Genomic DNA, 17,374 nt, shown 5'->3' on the forward strand with positions numbered 1-17,374 from the left:
TGACGTGTTCTGGATCAATAGAAGGGCGGTGAAAGGCGGGAATTATACGAAAATCATATGTTATCTCTCGCTTAATAACCGCAGCAGAGTGCTGACCTGATCATCGAGCGGGGCGAGGGTATTTTTGACAATAAGATGCAGCGGCGTGGCGCGACGGGCGCCATGCGTCAAGGGTAGCCTGCGCAGTACGCCCTGTTCCAGCAAGGGTTCAATCCGTTCCTCCGGTAGCCAGCCATAGCCGACCTGATACATCACCGCGTCAATGGCGGCGTCGACGGTGGAAAAGGTCCAGCCATCGCGGCCAGGCTGCTGCGGATTATCCCGGTCGGCAATGCGAATAAGCGGCCAGGCGCGCAGCGCGTCTTCATCCAGCGGTATCGTCTGCGCGCACAGCGGATGATCGCGATGGGCGACAGCGATGAAATCAATGTTCATCAGCCACTCGCCGCGCCCGGTGATATCATGTCGGCGGGTGAGCACCATGACGTCAGCATCGGCATACGCCGCCTGCTGTTCGGGGCTGTTTTCCAGCACTTCCGTGAGGCGTACCTGGGTTTGCGGCCACGCCTGTTGAAACTGTTTGAGAATGACAAACAGACGGCGGCGAGGAAAAATGCTGTCGACCACCAGATCCAGTCGCGTGCGCATACCGTTTTGTAACGTCGCGGCGCGGGTTTCCAGCCAGGTGAACCCCTTCAGTAACGGCTTCACCTGATTGAGCAGCAGTTCACCCGCTGGCGTTAATACCGCCCGGCGGCCTTCCGGCGCCAGCAGCGTCACCCCGAGGCGCTCCTGGAGCAGCGCGAGGTTATAGCTCACCGATGACTGGCTGCGGTGAGTGACTTCCGCCGCTTTGACAAAGCTGCCTGCCTCCACCACCTTTTCTAACAATGCCCACTGTTCCAGCGTCGTTTTGTGCATAACTCATCTAAAAATTGAATGAATGTGATGCAAACATAGCGTTATTCATCGATTTTTTGAAGCGTTATGATCTTCGCATCAACCAACAGGAGAAAGATTATGAGCACTTTCGACAAACAAGATTTAAGCGGTTTCGTTGGCAAACATCTGGTTTATACCTACGATAATGGCTGGAACTACGAAATTTACGTCAAAAATGACACTACCCTGGACTACCGGATCCACAGCGGTATCGTCGCAAACCGTTGGGTGAAAGATCAGAAGGCTTACATTGTGCGTGTCGGGGAAAGCATCTATAAAATTTCGTGGACCGAGCCGACCGGGACTGACGTCAGCCTGATCGTCAACCTCGGCGACAAACTGTTCCACGGCACCATTTTCTTCCCGCGCTGGGTAATGAATAACCCGGAAAAAACTGTTTGCTTCCAGAACGAGCATATCCCGCTGATGGAGTCGTATCGCGAAGCGGGCCCGGCGTATCCAACGGAAGTGATTGACGAGTTTGCGACCATCACTTTTGTCCGTGACTGCGGCGCTGACAATGACAGCGTGATCGACTGTGCGGCGAGCGAGCTGCCGGCGAATTTCCCGGATAACTTACGCTAAACCGTCTCCAGCCATTGCACCGACGCCGCACTCAGCGTATACGGCGTCGGCGTGCAGACGGCGAGGCTTAAGTTGTTGATCTGGCAATGGCTGACGGAAAGCGCGGAGGCCAGCGTGCTGTCGACGCTAACGATTTGCCAGGCGCTGCCGCCGCGCTGTTTCACCATCGCTTCTTTGCGCGTCCAGATACGCCAGAAAGCAGCCAACTGCTGGTCCGGATGTTCTGCTTCAATTTCAGCGTGCTCCCCGACGCTGAAAACCGCATTTGCCAGTTCCCGCCAGTTGGTTCGCGGGCGGATGGCTTCGATGTCGCATCCCACTTCCCCTTCATCACTCAGCAGTAGCGCAATATCATCGCCGCTATGGCTCAGGTTGAACCACAGCGTGTGTTGCGGGGCAAAGGCGGGCTTTCCCTGTTCGCCGTAGACGATCTCCGGCAGCGGCGAAAGGGCATGGGAAAGCAGTACGCGACCCGCCAGCCAGCGCGCGCGGCGCGCTCCCTGAGGCGCCTGCTCTGTTAACGCCGGCGGCAAAACGCCTGTGCTCAGTGTCGATACTTTTCCGAGCAAAATCTGGTACATATCACGACCAACGTTTAATGATGATGGAGGTATTGATGCCGCCAAACGCAAAATTGTTGCTCTGTAAGTATTCGCAGTCAATCTTACGGGCTTCACCCATGATGTAATCCAGTGCGCCGCAGCTGGCGTCCGGTTGACGTAAATTTAGCGTAGGCGCAAACCAGCCCTCGCGCATCATTTGCAGACTCATCCAGGCTTCCAGCGCGCCGCAGGCGCCAAGCGTATGACCGAAGTAGCTTTTCAGCGAGGAGACCGGCACGTTGTCGCCGTAGATCGCCGCCGTTGCCTGGCTTTCCGCGATGTCGCCACGGTCGGTGGCCGTGCCGTGCGCGGAAATATAACCCATGTCCCGCGGGCTTAAGCCTGCCATGTTTAACGCCTGCTCCATGCAGATTTGCATTGTTTCCCGCTGCGGCTGGGTGATATGCGCCGCGTCGCAGTTGGTGGCGAAGCCGACAATTTCACCGTAGATCGTTGCGCCGCGCGCTTTCGCGTGTTCCAGCTCTTCAAGAATGAGCGTCCCGGCGCCTTCGCCAATCACCAGTCCGTCGCGCGCTTCATCGAATGGCGAAGGCGTGGTTTTTGGCGCGTCGTTGCGCTGGCTGGTGGCGAACAGGGTATCGAAAACCGCGGCTTCTGACGGACAGAGTTCTTCCGCGCCGCCTGCAACCATCACTGTCTGATAACCGTGGCGAATGGCCTCCCATGCGTAGCCGATGGCCTGACTGCCGGAGGTGCAGGCGCTGGAGGTCGGGATCACCCGCCCGCGCAGACCGAAAAACAGTCCGGTGTTCACCGCGGTGGTGTGCGGCATCATCTGCACGTAGGTGGTGCCGGTAATGTTATTGGTGTGCTTTTCGGTCAGCATGGTGGCGAATTCGCTTACCGGGCCGGTGCTGCCGGTGGATGAACCGTAGGCGATGCCGGTCTGACCGTTGGTTAATACCTCATCGCCAATCAGTCCGGCCTGCTCCAGCGCCAGTTCGCTGGCGCGGGTGGACATCAGCGACACGCGGCCCATTGCGCGGATGCGCTTGCGGGTGTAGTGCTCCGGCAGGCTGAAGTCGTCGATCGGCGCGCCCAGCAGCGTATGCAGCCCGTCATACACTTGCCATTCCGGCATTTTTCGCACCGCGTTTTCATAGGCCAGTAGCCGCGCGGAGACAGCCTGCCAGCTTTCACCAAAAGCGGTCACGCCGCCCATCCCTGTAATCACCACGCGACGTGTCATAGCATCCCTCCATTGATGGAAATCACCTGGCGGGTGACGTAACCCGCAATATCCGACATTAAATAACTGGCCAGTCCGGCCACTTCGTCCGCCTGCCCCATGCGTTTCATGGGGATCATCGCCATCGCCTCTTTCAGCGCGGCGTCTTCCATGTCGATCATCCCGGTATCAATCAGCCCGGGCGCGATACAGTTGACGGTAATTTTGCGCTTCGCCAGCTCAATCGCCAGCGCTTTGGTCGCGCCGATGATCCCCGCTTTGGCGGCGCTGTAGTTGACCTGCCCGCGGTTGCCCATCACGCCGGATACCGACGACAGGGTGATGATGCGTCCGCCCTGGCGTGCGCCGATCATTGGCATGATGCAGGGCTGGATAACGTTATAAAAACTGTCGAGATTGGTGTGGATCACCGCATCCCAGTCGTTATCGCTGAGTGCCGGAAACGCGGCGTCACGGGTGATACCTGCGTTGCTCACCACGCCGTACCAGGGGCCGTGGGCGGCGATATCCTGCTCCAGCACCTCCCGGCACTGCTCGCGGTTAGCCACGTCAAAGCTGAGCAGACGGCCCGCGCCGCCAACGGCGAGGATCGCTTCCAGCGTCGCCTGCGCGCCTTGCGCGTCGCGGTGATAATGCACGCCGACCACAAAGCCGTCTGCCGCCAGCTTCCGGGCGATAGCACGACCGATACCTTTGCTGGCGCCGGTCACTAAAACTGAACGACTCATACAGACGCTCCTTGTTGAAATAGGGTGTTAAGTTCATCAGCCGTTGGCTGGAAGGTGTTGACGCGCCCGGTTGCCAGCGTCTCGTCATCCGCCGAGATAACGCACTCAAAGCTGCCAAAGCGTTCATCCTGCATCAGCAATTTGACGTCAATGATCAACGTCTTACCGGCGGGAAGCCTCCCCGCCGCGCAGATGAGTTCCCGCGCGCCGAGCACCATGCCCAACGAAATCGCGCCCTGTCCCTGCTGGTGGCGATGCCAGCCAGACCACACGCCGACGGTTTGCGCCATCAGTTCCAGGGCGTACCAGCCGGGGAGATAGCCCATTGGATCGAGAAACGGCGCCAGCACGCCGTCGGGCGCAACCGTCACGCGGCAGATGGCGGTCTCGTCGGTCACGCTATCGACCTGCTCAAGCAGCAGCATCGGCGCGTCGTGCGGCAGGTATTCGCCGGGCGATAAATAAGGGCTCATGAAATCCTCCCGAGCAGAATACTGGCGTTATTGCCGCCAAAGGCGAAGGAATTGGAAAGAATGACCGGCCGCTCCAGCGGCTGCGGCTGCGTAATGATGCCGCAGACTGGCAGCGCCGGGTCGTGCGGCGATGCGCTAAAGTCCTGAGGGGGCAGCGGAAGGTTGCGCTGCAAAATCAACATACTCAGGGCGGCCTCGGTGATGCCCGCCGCCCCCAGCGTATGCCCGGTCAGGTGTTTTGTGGAACTGCAGGGGACGCGTTCGCCAAACAGCATGTTTACCACTTTCGATTCAATTTTGTCATTAAGCGGCGTGGCGGTGCCGTGCAGATTGATATAGCCCACCTGGTCCGCAGCGATGCCCGCGTCGTTTAACGCTTGCTGAATCGCGCGGATCGCCCCTTCGCCTTCCGGATGTGGGGCGGAAATATGGTGCGCGTCGCTGGATTCGCCGACGCCCAGCAGCGCGATGGACTGCGGCTCGCGGGTGAGCAGCATCAGTGCCGCCCCTTCGCCGATGGTGATACCGCTGCGATCGCGGGCAAACGGCTGGCACCGCGTCGGCGAGAGCGACTCGAGGCTGTGAAAGCCGTTGACCGGCATCCGGCTGAGCGTATCCGCCCCGCCAACAATCGCCACGTCCGCCAGGCCCGCCTCGATTAACCGGCGCCCGCTGATGATGGCGCGGGCGCTGGAGGAGCAGGCCGTAGAAAGGGTAAAGGCCGGGCCGTCCAGCGCCAGCCAGTGACTGAGAAAGCGCGACGGGTCACCCAGTTCCTGCTGCGGGTACTGCCATGCGGTGCTTTGCTGGCCATTCAGCGTCAGATTGACGTGAGCATCGCCTTCATCCAGCCCCGAGGTGCTGGTGCCGAGCACCACGGCAATCCGATCCCGGCCATAACGCGCGATGGCGTCGTCCACCTGCGGTTGAATCTGCGCCAGCGCCGCCAGCAACAGTTGATTGTTGCGCGAACGGTGGGCGTGAAACGCGTTTGGAATCGCTGGCAGTTCACCGTCGACGCCTGCCAGTACCGCGTCGGGATAACCCTGCAGCCAGCCCGCGCGCGCCCGCATGCCGGGCGCCACGCCGCGTGTCAGGTTCGCGGCGATTGCGTCGTTATCGTTGCCCAGTGCATTGATCGTGCCGACCGCGGAAATGTAGATCATCTCAGCCACCTAAATATTGAATGGTGATGTGGTATTTAAAGACGTGCTGTTCAATGCCGATCGGCTCGCGCTTCCCGTTACGGTTCAGGTAGCTGATTTCAGTGACCAGCCTGCCGCGCGCGTTGCGCAGTTCACGCTTGTCGCCAGTGTCTGTTAACGTCCAGCCTTCCGGTAACTGTGGCTGCCAGGCGCTGACAGGCCAGTGGCTCAGCATCACGTCCGCCAACACCTGGCTGGCTGGCGGCAACTGCGGTACCACGATGGACTGCTCGGTATGCAGTCCTTTTTCATCGTAGGTGACCAGAAACAGCCGAATGCCGACGGACGACAAGCCAGCAAGGGTAATTTTTTTATTGTCGGCGTTGAGCATCACCAGCAGCGACTGGGTTTTGCCGTCAAAGCTGCCGGTAAGCAACTGCTGGGAATTTACCGCCGGAGAGATGCCCGGCGCAGGCAGCGTGACCCGCACGCCGGGTTCCAGCCACGCCTGCGGACGGCCTTCCTGCTCCCTGGGGGAGTGGCTACAGCCGGTCAGAATGAGCACGCCAAGCAACATGGCAAAAATACGTTTTATCATCGTTTTTTCTTCTCTCTTTTCGACGGCATCGCCAGCGGCGAAAGCAGGAATGCGGTGAAAATACCGCTCACCAGCACAATGCCAAAACTGCTTATTGCCTGGGTGGCGCTAAACACCAGCATGCCAAGCGTCAATAGCGTGGTCAGCATCGCCAGCGTTATCGCCAGCAGCGAGGTCAACGGCGTACCGCGCGGATTACTGAAAAACAGGGTGTAGTTAATGCCAATGCCCAGCACCAGCACCAGCGCCAGCAGGGAAAACAGATTGACCGCATGGCCGCTCAGCGACAGTACCGCCAGGGCGCAGCCGAGCGAGAGTACCGAGGGCACCAGGCTGATAAGTCCTTTTCGCCAGCCGAGCCGGACTATCGCGCCGCAGGCGATTACCGCCAGCGCGACAAACAGCAGACCGCTCAGTATGTGGCGATACAGCGCGAACAGCGCATCAAAGGCGCTTTTCCGATCCACCCATGCCACGCCGGAATACCGCTCGCCAAGAGCGTTCAGCGCTGCGCTCTGTCTGACCCCTTCAACCGGCACCAGCATGCCGCTTTCGCCGTCCTTCAGCGTCAGCCACAAAAGGCGCCAGCCTTCGCTTGCCGGATTGGCAAGCCAGGCGTCCACCGTCACCGGCATGGCGTTAAGGTCCGGCGTAACCGTCGCCAGTCCGGCGTGGTTCAGGCTTCGGGTAACGGCAGGCGCGGCGTTTTTCAGCAAGTCGAGATCCTGCTGCTGGCGCGCCAGCGAATTGAGCGGAATGCTGCGGTAGTGGTCGATCAGTCCTTCTTTTTTAGCCTGTTCCAGCGCGGGCAGGAAGGCTTCCAGCCGCTCCAGCGTCTGCTGGGCGGAGTCACCGTAAACCACAAACCACTTCTGGTCGACGCTCTGGCCTGTCAGCGCGGTAATCGCTTTTTCCTGCGCCAGAAGGGTCTGCGGCAGCGCCTGCAACTGCGAAATGTCATCATCGACGCGCAGGGTTGCCAGTCCGGCCAGCGAGAAGACGGCGAGCACCAGCGGGAGCCCCACGGAAAGCGCCTTGTTACGGCGCCAGGCGACAAGCCAGCGCAGCATCAGTACCATCGCCGGTACCGGTCGCACCGGCAAACCGCGGCACAGCCACGGATGCCAGAAGATTACCGTCAGGCATGAGGCGGAAAGCCCCACGGCGGCGAAGACGGCCATCTGGCGTATGCCGGGGAACGGCGCGAGCATCATGATCAAATACGCCGCCACAGTGGTCAGCAGCGCCAGCAGCAGGGCGTTGCGCACTTTGCCGAGGCTTTGCCACGGCGTAGCGTCTGCGCCATGTACCATACGTTCGGTCAGATAATAGAGCGTGTAGTCGGCGGAAATGCCGATGATGCTCATGCTCATCACCAGCGTCATCAGGTGCAGTTCGCCAAAGAGAAGCAGGGTGACCACACTGCCCGCCAGCGCGCCGATACTGATGGAGATCACGCACAGCAGCAGCGGACGCAAGGAGCGGAACACCGTGACAATCAGCAGCAGCACGCCCAGCACCGTCGCCACGCCGAGGGTCGAAACATCCTGCTTCGCCTGTTGGCTGGCATAGTCGCTGTAGAACGCGGTTCCCCGCGACAGCAGCTGCGCCTGCGGATAGCGTGCTTTCAGGTCGCTTTCCAGCGCGTTGAGTGTGGTCACCAGCCGGTGCGTCTGCTGCATGTCAAACGAGGAGCCAGCCAGTTCACCGTGCAGCAGGTACCAGTAATTCCCCTGCGCGTCTTGCGCCACCAGCCAGCCGTCCATCAGCCGCAGGCGTTGACCGTTTTTCGCCATCGCCAGTTGCGAACCGCGCATCAACATCAGCGGATCGTTTTGCAGCTCTTTACCGCTCACGCCGGAAAATGCGGAATAGAGTTGAGACAGGATCCACTGCGCCTGCGCCTCGCCGCCGTTTTGCAGGCGCGCGCGGGTGTCGGGATCCACAAGGCCGTTGCGGTGCTGCCAGAAGAACGCGCCCCACGCCTGCTGGCTGTCGGCGTCCATCGGGCCTTTCACCTCCGCCAGCGCCTGCGATTGTTTAAGCAGCGTCAGCCACGCCTGCGCCACCTGCGGGTCGGCCTGTTTGCCGGGGCTGACCAGCCAGACCAACTGGCGGTCCAGACGCTGCAGAAAGCCGTCGTTCAGGGTCGGCGGAATCGTCCCCAGCGCCTGTTTCGGCAGCATCGCCAGCACGCTGCTGTTCAGCCGCGCCTGGGGCAGCAGCGCAAGCAAGACGCCCAGCATCAGCAGGCAGGCAAAACCCCATAACAGCGCGGGGCGTTTACTGGGCGGCAAAGCGTTGGCGTTCGTCATCGGTCAGTTGTGTGGGCGTCAGTTGGTGCTGGGAGAGCGTAATGTCCGTGCGGTCGCCCTGTTTGTCGTTTAGCGTAATTCGCTCCAGATACGCATTTCCGGCGAGATCGATAGTGGCGAAAATTTTATCCAGCGGCGTGGTGATCGGGGTGAGGCGCAGCGACCAGCGGCCTTCGCCTGCATCGGTAAAGTCAACGCGGAAGTTTTGCTCCAGCACCTTGCGATCGGCTCTGAACAGCGCGCGCAGCAGATGGTTGAACTGGAACATCTGCGGATTATTGTCGGCGGTGATGGTCTGCGGCGGCTGACCGTTGATGGTCTGCACCATCCGTTTGTCGTCAAGCAGAAGCTGCATCGGAAACGGCGCGGTTTGATCCCACAGCAACCCCTGGTCGCGGGCGATCAACATCTGGCCCTGGGATCGCAGCGGCTGCGGCAGATCTTTTATCGTGCGGGTCTGATCAAAATGGGCGCGTACGACCGGCTGCCCGGTAAAGCGCTGCTGTAAATCATCAAGCGTCAGGGCGCTGACGAACGGGCTGACGAGCAAGGCCAGCAGGGGCAAAAATCTCATGGCGTCACCCCCATGCGTTCAAACAGGATATCCGGGCTGACGAAGCACATTTCACGGCTTTTTTCTTCTACCGCTACCTGAATGGTGTAACCGGTGGTGGCGCGCTTACCGGTTTCGGCGTCAAAAATTTCATAGCCGATACGCAGTCGGTTTTCGAATTCCTCCAGACGCGCGCGCACGCGAATGCGCTGCTCGAAGGTCAGCGGATTGCGGTACTTCACGCGGGTATCGACCACCGGCCACAGATAGCCGGAGGCTTTCATCTGGCGGTAGCCATAGTCAAACTGGTTGAGCAGCGCTTCGCGGGCGATTTCAAAGTAGCGGAAATAGTTGCCGTGCCACGCCACGCCCATCATATCGACGTCGTGAAACGGAATCGTCAGCTCGACTTCAGCCGTAAAACGGGGATCGTTAAGCACCCTTTACTCCTTGTTTTTGGCATCCGGCAGATGCCAGAAATCGTAAAAATTAAACCAGTCGAGCGGCGACTGGCGCGCGTAATGCTCAAGGCGTTCGGCGTAGCGGTCGATGGCATGCTGCAAAGCGCGCTGGCGATCGCCACGCGGCAGGACCAGCGGATCGGCGAACGGCACACAGTACACGCTCAGCGTATTCTGTTCGCGCAGGGCAAAGATGAGATCGACCGGGCAGCGGAGTATTGACGCCAGAATAAATGGCCCCTGCGGAAACGGCGCGGGCTGCCCCATAAAGTCACTCCAACAGACGCGCCAGTCGCCGCCGCGTTGCGGGTTCACCGCGATGCGGTCGCCAACGATGGCAATCCATTCGCCGCGTTCCAGCTTCTCTTTAAGCGCAATGGCGGTGTCCGGGCCGATGTCGGTCACCGGCATCAGGTTTAGCCCGGCCTGCGGCGCCATCTCCTGCATGATCTGTTTAAAGCGCTGGGCGTTATCGCTGAACACCAGCGCATTGATAGTTTTGCTGCCCTGACGCTGCGCCAGCGCCCGACAGGCTTCAACATCGCCAAGATGCGACGCCAGCAGCAGCTTGCCGCGTGGGTCGTCAACGTTAAGCGCCGCCTCCGCGCCAGGGGCGAACACCACGTCGCGACCCAAATGCAGTTCACCGCGCCAGCTGGCGATTTTGTCGAGCATCGCATGACCAAAGCGCAGGAAGTGCTGGTAGCTGTTCAGAGTGCGCGGTACCGGTTGCTGGCGCGCGGTGAGCTGCTCGCGTACGCGGGCGATCCAGTCTTGCGATGCGCGTCGGGCGCGGGAGGCGGTCAGCCAGTACACGCCGATCACCGGGTACAGCAGCAGTGAAAACGCCCTGCGTCCCAACAACCGCCAGACCAGCAGCATCAGACGCATGCCCCAAAGTCCTTTCACTTCGTCCTGACGCGCCCAGTGCGAGGATGGGCGGCGAAACAGCAGCGACGGTATGCGCGGCAGCATGCCGAAGAACAGCCGGGTGTGCATCAGCGAAATGCGGCAGTTGTCTTTCAGCGCGTCGAAGTGCGACAGGCCGTCTGCCGGGTAGGTCACCCGGGTCGGCACAAAATAGCTGGTGTTACCCTGCCAGTAGAGGCGCACCATGACTTCGGTGTCGAAGTCCATCCGCTGACCGAGCGTCACGCGCTGGGCCAGCTTCAGCGTGGGCGCGATCGGATAAACGCGAAAGCCGCACATGCTGTCTTTCAGTTGCAGCGACAGGGTTTCTATCCACACCCAGACGTGGGTCACCCAGCGTCCGTACAGGCGCGAACGGGGAACAGAGTCATCATAGACAGGCTGCCCGGAAATCAGCGCGTCCGGGTGCGTCTGCGCCCGTTCGAGCAGTTTGGGGATATCCTCTATGGCGTGCTGGCCGTCGGCGTCTACCTGCACGGCGTGGGTAAACCCTGCCTGCGCCGCCGCCTGCAAACCGCGGATCACCGCCGCGCCCTTGCCGGCGTTTTCCGCCAGGCGAAGCAAGGTCAGGTTGGTGGTTTGTGCCGCCAGCCGCTCCAGCTCCTGCCGGGTAGCCATGTCGCTACCGTCATCCACGACGATGCAGGGCAGGTCGAACGGTTCCAGGCGCGCCAGCACCTGCGCCATCATCGCGCCGTGGTTATAGCAGGGGATCAGTACGCACGGGGAGAAGGTCAACGACATAACCGAATCTTCCCGCTGCTGGCGGTATGACGGGCTTCACCGTCGTGACGCTGATAGCTGAACGCCAGGATCTGGCGCGCTTCCTGCCAGTTCAACGTGAGCGTGACGGTGCTGTCAGGCAGCAGCGGCGCCTGGAATTTGACGTTTTGTATGCTGTGAAAGCGCCAGCCGGGGGCGAGCAGGGTAGTGGCGTAGTGCATCACCCAGTCCATCTGCGCCACGCCGGGCAGCAGCGGCTGCACGGCAAAATGACCGCGAAACCAGAACAGGGACGGGTCGAGATGCAGTACGATCTCAATCTGGTGCGGCTGTGCCTGATGGCGCTCAATTTCATGGGGTTTCATGAAATAACTCCTGTAGTTGCGCATAGACACGCTTATTCATACTGTTGACCGGGATCTCGTCGATCACCCGCCAGTAACGAGGGACGGCAACCGGCTCCAGCCACGGCAGCAAGGCGCGTCGCCAGTTAAGTTCCTGCGCTTTGCCGCTGCGCTGCCAGCGCGCGCGGGCCTCGTCCTCCAGCACCAGTAGCACGCCCACGCCCTGGCGACCGCCACGGTTCAGGGCCAATGCGGCGGCTTCGCGGACGCCTTCCAGCGACAGCAGGCGTTGTTCGACTTCGCTGAGGGATATCCGTTTTTCTTCGATTTTAACCACCCGGCCCCGGCGTCCCATCAGTCGGAACTGCCCGTTCGCCTCGAACTGCAGAATGTCGTCGAGCGCTAATCCTTTATCGTCGGCGATCAGCGGCGAAAATACGCGATATCCTTGGGCTTCTGGCATAAACCGTATACCAGGAAAGGGCAACCAACTGACGTCATCCTGCTGGCGGTAGCGCCAGGCGAGGATGCCGGTTTCGGTACTGCCGTAAATTTCATCCGGCCAGACGTTGAGCCAGGCGGCAGTTTGGGTGACGTCCCGCCAGGGCAGCATGCCGCCCGCGGAGAGGAGCATCGACACCGGCGGCGGCGTAAGCTGGGCATCGAGGCGCTTTAAAAACGCCGGACTGCTGATAAACGCGTAACGATGTTGATGGTCCAGCGCCGCAAGCTGCTCGGCGTACCAGAGCATGGCCGCATGTAGCGGCAGGCTAAGGGCCATCGGCAGGAAGATGCGGAACGTCAGGCCGTACAGATGCTGCGGCACAACGGAGGCCACGATGCGACAGCCCGCCAGCCTTTCAGCGAAACGCGCCGCCAGCAGCCCGGCTTCGCGGTCAAGACAAGCGATGGGCTTCACGATGCGCTTCGGCTGGCCGGTAGAGCCAGAGGTAAACAGTTCCACGTAAGCGTCTTCAGGGACGGGCGGGAAGGTGAAAGCCTCGTCGCGAAGGGTTTTCGCGGTGCTGACAACCCGTAGCGTGCCTTGCCAGCCAAGGGGTTTGTCGCTCAGTACGCCGTCAAACAAGGCACGCTGCTCGTCGAGCAATGAAACGCGGCTATGTCCGGGAATGACCGGCGTTTTGCCCGCATGCAGGGTGGCGAGTAACGCGACGATAAACAGATAGCTGTTTTCAAAGCACAGCGCCCAGCGAGCGCCCGGCTGTTGGCGCAACTGCGCTATCAGGTGGGCGACGTCGTGGCGCAGATGGCCCAGCGACCAGGTAAAGTCGTCCTGCCAGGCAATCGGCGTTTGTGCGGGACGCGGCGCGGTGAGCCACTCGGCAAGCGTCAGGGTTTGCTTCATCGGGGATCTCGTTTAATCATCTGACGGCGAACCAGCCATTCGCCCGCCATCAGCGCGCCCATCAGCAGATAGGCAATCATGCCGTTCCAGGCCGTCCATAGCGTCATATCGCCATAAATCGCGGTAAAGAGCGCGATGCTGCCGTTAAGAATGAAAAAGACGCACCAGATTTGCGTCACCCGGCGGGTATAGCGTACCGCAGCGTCTGGTAACTGCGGGTCGCGCAGTCTTGCCAGCCGTTCGACAAGCGGCATTGACGTCCACAGCGAACCGCCAAACACCGCGAGCATGACGCTGTTCACCACCACCGGATAAAAAAGCAGCAGCTGATGGGTTTTCAGCAGGGCGCTGCCGACGCACAGGGCGATCCCGGCCACGGCAACCACCTGGGTCACTACGCGCAGGGGACCCGCCTGTCGCCGGGTCTGGCGAAAGCGCAGAAACAGCAGCAGCGCCATCAGCGGAAGTAACCAGCGCAGGCTGTTATGCGCCAGCCCAAACCAGATAAGAAACGGCCAGGCGAGCAATAACATGCCCGTCAGCAGCTTGACGCCAGGCAGCGCGCGTGCGCCCGACATGGCGATTACGCTTCTTTCAGCAGACGTTCTACGGCGTCAACGACATCCTGCACGGTGCGCACCGCTTTAAATTCTTCCGGCTTGATTTTCTTACCGGTTTTTTTCTGCAGGTGCACAATCATGTCGACGGCGTCGATGCTGTCCAGTTCCAGATCTTCGTACAGGCGCGCCTCAGGCTTGATATCCTCCGGGTCAATTTCAAACAGTTTGACCAGCAGCGCGGAGACTTCGTCGTAAATGGCTTGTTGTTCGGTCATCACGGTTCTCCTCAGGCACGTTGCGCGTGAATGAAGGACGCCAGCGTGGCGACGGAGAAGAAGTGCTGGCGCATTTCTTCACTTTCCGCAGAGAGCACCACGCCGTACTGATTTTTAACCGCCAGCCCCAGCTCCAGAGCATCGATTGAATCCAGCCCCAGGCCGTCGCCAAACAGCGCCGCTTCGGTGTCGATGTCGTCTGCCGACAGCTCGTCCAGATTCAGCGTGGTGATGATGAGATGTTTAATTTCCTGATAAAGCGCTTGCATCATTAATTCCTGAGAGAGGTAACGTACCTGGTTGTAATTTAAGTAAAAGATGCCGGTTTAGCTGTCTTGCCGCCAGCGCCGGTTCTTGTGAGTCTGCGTCATAAAACTGGTTGATCTTCACGCGCTCTCGCACCTCAATGGTGAACAGCGGTTTGCAGGGCGGAACCTGATACCATTTACTCTCTTTATCGAGCATCCGCTCGCTACAGTGGATCGTCACGACCCGTAAATCGCTGTGACAGCGCACGGCGATATTGGCGGCGCCGCGCTGTAGCGTCATGGTTTCACCGGGTTTTGTGCGGGTCCCTTCGGGGAAGATCAAAATGGTGTCGCCCTGCGCCAGCCGCTGCTGGCTGGCGGGCAACAGCGCGTCCGCCTGGCTGTTAACCAGATAGTCGGCGGCACGCACGACGCCGCTAAGGAAAGGGTTCGTCAGCAGCGCGCTTTTAACCAGACAGTCCGTTTCGGGCATCACGGAGGCCAGCAGCACGTAATCAATGAGCGTGGGGTGATTAGCGACCACCAGACATCCGCGTTCCTGACGCAAAATGTCCACCCCTTCCATGCGATAGTCCAGCACGCCAAGCACCCGCGTCACCGTTAAAAAGAGACGGAAGCTGGCGGAAATGCTGCGCCTGGCAATGCGGCGACGCCGGGAATTATCCCACACGAAAACTAACAGAACGTTAAACCAGACGACAGAAAGCAGCAGGCCGCCGAGGCCAAAGAGGGCGAAGCAGAAGCCGGTCATAGCGATGCGCCATAGCCGGTTCAGAGAGGTAAAAACGCCGTTCATGCGCGGCTCCAGTGCCATTGCATGCGCTCTCCGGGGATCGTAAAGGCGTTGGCGTCTTGTAAAAAGTGCTGTAAAAACAGCAGGCTTTGCGGAAGTGTTGTCTCCGCGCCCGCAAGGGCCGGACGGGTCTGGCAGTGCCAGTCATCGCCTGCTTCGCATACCAGCGCGACTGCGTAGGGCCAGGTCGGCATGTTTTCCGCCAGGTGCGGATGGTAAAATTCGGGGAGAAATCCGTCGAAATCGACCAGCAATATCCGTTGGTAACCCGCCTGCAAAAGGCAAATCACTTCACACAGACCCTGCTGGAAAGTGTCACGACCCGCTGAGAGCGAGGAAGAGACGACAGGCTGTTTGGCCGCGATAGTCAGATTGCCGACGGCGGAGTTATGCACCGACAGGGCGAAGTCGGTCGGTGAAAGCGCCTGTTCGTTCGCCAGTGCGTGCAGAATGCGGTAATTGCGCTCCAGTTCGCCGTGACGACTGGTATACAGCACCGCGTCGATAGCGTGACGGCGCAGCATCGTCAGTCCGCACTCTACGGCGAGTTTGCTGCCGGAGCTGAGGCGGCGAGCGGTCATCATCGGCAGCTCGCTTAACTTGCCTTGCGCCGCGCCCGGATCGATGGCGTGCGAATGCCGTGACCATTGCAGCCACTGATTAGCTTCGCTGAGCCCTGGCGCCATCGCCCGCCAGTCGGTCATGTTTAAAGAGAATTTCATCAACGCGCGTCCGCGGTAAACCGGTGATTCCTGTAGCGTGGTGACGCTACTTTGTTATTTTTTCTTTTGGCATATCAGTAAGGTATGCCCAACGCCTAAATTGTCGTGGCGTGCTTCTACCTGGAACCCTGCCATGTCCAGATAGCCATAAAATTTTTCTGCGCTGTAGAAGCGGCTGTTGCCGTTCGCCATGCAGGTAAAATAGAGCGAAGACGCATTCAGACTGAATGAAGCGGCTTCAAAGCGCTGTGCATCCCAGAACAGCTCCATAACGCACAGCCTTGCACCGGGTTTCATGACGCGTGCAACGTTGCTGAGCAGGGCGACAATTTGTTCGGGTGAGAAGCAGTCCAGAAATTGACTCATCCACCAGATATCGGCCTCTGTCGGTAAAGGCGCATCGCCAAGCATATCTACCGCATGAAAGTCGATGCGATGAGATAATCCTGCATTTTCGATATTTTCGCGGGCAAGTGCAATTTGTTGTGGCAAATCTAATAGGGTTACCGCGATATTTTCGTCGTAGCGGCAGCAGCGGATCGCCCATTTACCCGTATTTCCACCTACATCGTACAGGGTTGCAGGACGGCTGGCGAATATCAGCGGCAGCGCCGCGTCAAATGCCCCGTCTGAGTAGTAGTGATCGAAGGCGAACCAGCTTTCACGCGCCGATGGCGGCAATTGGGATAACGCCGGATAAATCGTTGGCCAGTCGCCAAATACTTTTAATCCTGACGGTTTCCCCTCTTTCAGGGCGTTCTCTAAAAAGAACAGCCCCTGATAACAGACGTCCTGCGTGAAATCCATATTTACGCGGGTCATGGTGTCGTGCAAAAGGAAATGTCCGATTTTTCCCAGATAATACCGTCCCTCTTTATAGGTAAGAATACGTCCGCTTAATCCCATATCCAGCAGTACGCTGGCCGCATATTCATTTATCTGGCTATTTTCGGTTATCTCGGCAAGGGTCGCCCCATTTTTTCGCTGGCTATCAAGCCAGGCCAGCACGCCAGTATTTCGCAGACACAGCGCGGTTTGAAATAGCATCGGGGCGAAGGCGATACGCTGCGCTTCAGTAATCGCATCCAGTGCGCTGAGAGAGTCCTGTTCGTACATGGCGAGCACAACCTGTTAAAAGGGTAATGATAAGGTTATCGGGCCAAAATGGCCCGAATTGAATTTTTTTGAATTACAGACCCGCGCCGGCAGACAGATTCAGCTGAATGTCTTTATCCAGGTTACGTACCCAGCGGTTGTAGTTTTTATGAATTTTGCCGCCAGACGCCTGCAGATTGAGGCTGCTGTCGTATTTGATATCGTAGCTGGTCGCGGTATAGGTTATACGTACTTCCGCTACGTGGTCGCGAGACTGCTGGCGCGCTTTGATCACGCCCGGACCCGCTTCGTTCATGATCCATTTACGCTGGATGCCCGCTTTCAGGATCGCATTTTTAACCTGATCCTGCGTGTGGCCTGCGCTCACGGTTGAGTGAACCTGATCGATTGGCGCAGTACGCGCGCAGCCTGCCAGGGCGCCCACAACGGCAATCGCCGCAAACCACTTAATGTATTGTTTCATGAAAACTCCCTATCAAAATAACTATTTATATTAACGTCGAACACATTTCTTTATTGGTTTACGCAACAATAATACCGCTTATTTTAAATGATGACTTTCGCGGATTGTCACGAAAAATCTGTAATTATTATGCGTTGCAGGCGGGGAAATATCCTGCGGTACTGCATGAGATCAGTCAATTAACGCTTACTTAAATGAAAT

Annotated in this window: 21 protein-coding genes; 1 reads left to right on the top strand and 20 read right to left on the bottom strand. The window is 59.1% G+C overall.

All coding sequences use genetic code 11. The annotated features are described in order from the left end of the window. Window positions 1–60: 60 nt before the first annotated feature. Entirely contained in the window at window positions 61–921 is an 861-nt protein-coding gene (locus tag HVX72_RS01140) for a LysR family transcriptional regulator (RefSeq protein ID WP_181822381.1), read from the bottom strand. 99 nt (window positions 922–1,020) lie between these two features. Between HVX72_RS01140 and HVX72_RS01145 the strand changes: the two genes are divergently transcribed. Then, the gene (locus HVX72_RS01145; protein ID WP_042286629.1) at window positions 1,021–1,527 is read left to right on the top strand and encodes a phenolic acid decarboxylase; all 507 of its coding nucleotides are present in this window, start codon (window positions 1,021–1,023) and stop codon (window positions 1,525–1,527) included. On the opposite strand, the gene acpT is transcribed toward HVX72_RS01145, so the two are convergent. The 19 genes from acpT to HVX72_RS01240 all read right to left on the bottom strand — a co-directional run bounded on the left by acpT (window position 1,524) and on the right by HVX72_RS01240 (window position 17,161). Next, a complete protein-coding gene (gene acpT / locus HVX72_RS01150) occupies window positions 1,524–2,108 on the bottom strand; it encodes a 4'-phosphopantetheinyl transferase AcpT (protein WP_181822382.1) in 585 nt (194 codons plus the stop codon). The genes HVX72_RS01145 and acpT overlap by 4 nt on opposite strands. A 1-nt stretch (window position 2,109) precedes the next feature. After that, window positions 2,110–3,339, bottom strand: coding sequence for a beta-ketoacyl-ACP synthase (locus HVX72_RS01155; protein WP_042286622.1), 1,230 nt, complete (start codon window positions 3,337–3,339; stop codon window positions 2,110–2,112). Continuing rightward, a complete protein-coding gene (locus tag HVX72_RS01160) occupies window positions 3,336–4,067 on the bottom strand; it encodes a 3-ketoacyl-ACP reductase FabG2 (RefSeq protein ID WP_042286618.1) in 732 nt (243 codons plus the stop codon). The genes HVX72_RS01155 and HVX72_RS01160 overlap by 4 nt, the downstream gene beginning before the upstream one ends. Further along, entirely contained in the window at window positions 4,064–4,540 is a 477-nt protein-coding gene (locus tag HVX72_RS01165; protein WP_042286614.1) for a 3-hydroxy-fatty acyl-ACP dehydratase, read from the bottom strand. Before HVX72_RS01165 ends, HVX72_RS01160 begins: the two co-directional genes overlap by 4 nt. Next, window positions 4,537–5,706 (bottom strand): beta-ketoacyl-[acyl-carrier-protein] synthase family protein, encoded by a 1,170-nt coding sequence (locus HVX72_RS01170; protein ID WP_181822383.1) that lies wholly within the window; start codon window positions 5,704–5,706, stop codon window positions 4,537–4,539. Before HVX72_RS01170 ends, HVX72_RS01165 begins: the two co-directional genes overlap by 4 nt. A 1-nt stretch (window position 5,707) precedes the next feature. Beyond that, window positions 5,708–6,283 (bottom strand): DUF3261 domain-containing protein, encoded by a 576-nt coding sequence (locus tag HVX72_RS01175; protein ID WP_060570193.1) that lies wholly within the window; start codon window positions 6,281–6,283, stop codon window positions 5,708–5,710. Continuing rightward, on the bottom strand, window positions 6,280–8,598 hold the full coding sequence (locus HVX72_RS01180) for an MMPL family transporter (protein WP_181822384.1): 2,319 nt from the start codon (window positions 8,596–8,598) through the stop codon (window positions 6,280–6,282). The genes HVX72_RS01175 and HVX72_RS01180 overlap by 4 nt, the downstream gene beginning before the upstream one ends. Continuing rightward, the gene (locus HVX72_RS01185) at window positions 8,567–9,172 is read right to left on the bottom strand and encodes an outer membrane lipoprotein carrier protein LolA (protein ID WP_042286603.1); all 606 of its coding nucleotides are present in this window, start codon (window positions 9,170–9,172) and stop codon (window positions 8,567–8,569) included. The genes HVX72_RS01180 and HVX72_RS01185 overlap by 32 nt, the downstream gene beginning before the upstream one ends. Then, window positions 9,169–9,591 carry a thioesterase family protein gene (locus HVX72_RS01190; RefSeq protein WP_042286599.1) on the bottom strand — a complete coding sequence of 141 codons (423 nt, stop codon included), beginning with the start codon at window positions 9,589–9,591 and terminating at the stop codon, window positions 9,169–9,171. The genes HVX72_RS01185 and HVX72_RS01190 overlap by 4 nt, the downstream gene beginning before the upstream one ends. A gap of 3 nt (window positions 9,592–9,594) precedes the next feature. Beyond that, complete coding sequence (locus HVX72_RS01195) at window positions 9,595–11,286, bottom strand: glycosyltransferase (protein ID WP_181822385.1); 1,692 nt, start codon at window positions 11,284–11,286, stop codon at window positions 9,595–9,597. Then, on the bottom strand, window positions 11,277–11,630 hold the full coding sequence (locus tag HVX72_RS01200) for a hydroxymyristoyl-ACP dehydratase (RefSeq protein WP_042286593.1): 354 nt from the start codon (window positions 11,628–11,630) through the stop codon (window positions 11,277–11,279). The genes HVX72_RS01195 and HVX72_RS01200 overlap by 10 nt, the downstream gene beginning before the upstream one ends. Next, on the bottom strand, window positions 11,617–12,975 hold the full coding sequence (locus tag HVX72_RS01205) for an acyl-CoA synthetase (RefSeq protein WP_181822386.1): 1,359 nt from the start codon (window positions 12,973–12,975) through the stop codon (window positions 11,617–11,619). The genes HVX72_RS01200 and HVX72_RS01205 overlap by 14 nt, the downstream gene beginning before the upstream one ends. Beyond that, window positions 12,972–13,553, bottom strand: coding sequence for a hypothetical protein (locus HVX72_RS01210; RefSeq protein ID WP_042286588.1), 582 nt, complete (start codon window positions 13,551–13,553; stop codon window positions 12,972–12,974). The genes HVX72_RS01205 and HVX72_RS01210 overlap by 4 nt, the downstream gene beginning before the upstream one ends. 5 nt (window positions 13,554–13,558) lie before the next feature. Beyond that, window positions 13,559–13,810 carry an acyl carrier protein gene (locus HVX72_RS01215; protein WP_042286585.1) on the bottom strand — a complete coding sequence of 84 codons (252 nt, stop codon included), beginning with the start codon at window positions 13,808–13,810 and terminating at the stop codon, window positions 13,559–13,561. Between the two features lie 11 nt (window positions 13,811–13,821). Continuing rightward, window positions 13,822–14,079 carry a phosphopantetheine-binding protein gene (locus tag HVX72_RS01220; RefSeq protein WP_042286581.1) on the bottom strand — a complete coding sequence of 86 codons (258 nt, stop codon included), beginning with the start codon at window positions 14,077–14,079 and terminating at the stop codon, window positions 13,822–13,824. Further along, window positions 14,054–14,893 carry a lysophospholipid acyltransferase family protein gene (locus HVX72_RS01225; RefSeq protein WP_148365385.1) on the bottom strand — a complete coding sequence of 280 codons (840 nt, stop codon included), beginning with the start codon at window positions 14,891–14,893 and terminating at the stop codon, window positions 14,054–14,056. Before HVX72_RS01225 ends, HVX72_RS01220 begins: the two co-directional genes overlap by 26 nt. Beyond that, on the bottom strand, window positions 14,872–15,594 hold the full coding sequence (locus HVX72_RS01230; RefSeq protein ID WP_042286575.1) for a beta-ketoacyl synthase chain length factor: 723 nt from the start codon (window positions 15,592–15,594) through the stop codon (window positions 14,872–14,874). The genes HVX72_RS01225 and HVX72_RS01230 overlap by 22 nt, the downstream gene beginning before the upstream one ends. 54 nt (window positions 15,595–15,648) lie before the next feature. Continuing rightward, window positions 15,649–16,710: a methyltransferase gene (locus HVX72_RS01235; protein WP_181822387.1), complete on the bottom strand. Its 1,062-nt coding sequence runs from the start codon at window positions 16,708–16,710 to the stop codon at window positions 15,649–15,651. A gap of 73 nt (window positions 16,711–16,783) precedes the next feature. Beyond that, entirely contained in the window at window positions 16,784–17,161 is a 378-nt protein-coding gene (locus HVX72_RS01240) for a hypothetical protein (RefSeq protein ID WP_131729044.1), read from the bottom strand. Window positions 17,162–17,374: the final 213 nt, after the last annotated feature.

The organism is Citrobacter sp. RHB21-C05, from assembly GCF_013889015.1.
GTDB lineage: Bacteria > Pseudomonadota > Gammaproteobacteria > Enterobacterales > Enterobacteriaceae > Citrobacter_A > Citrobacter_A sedlakii.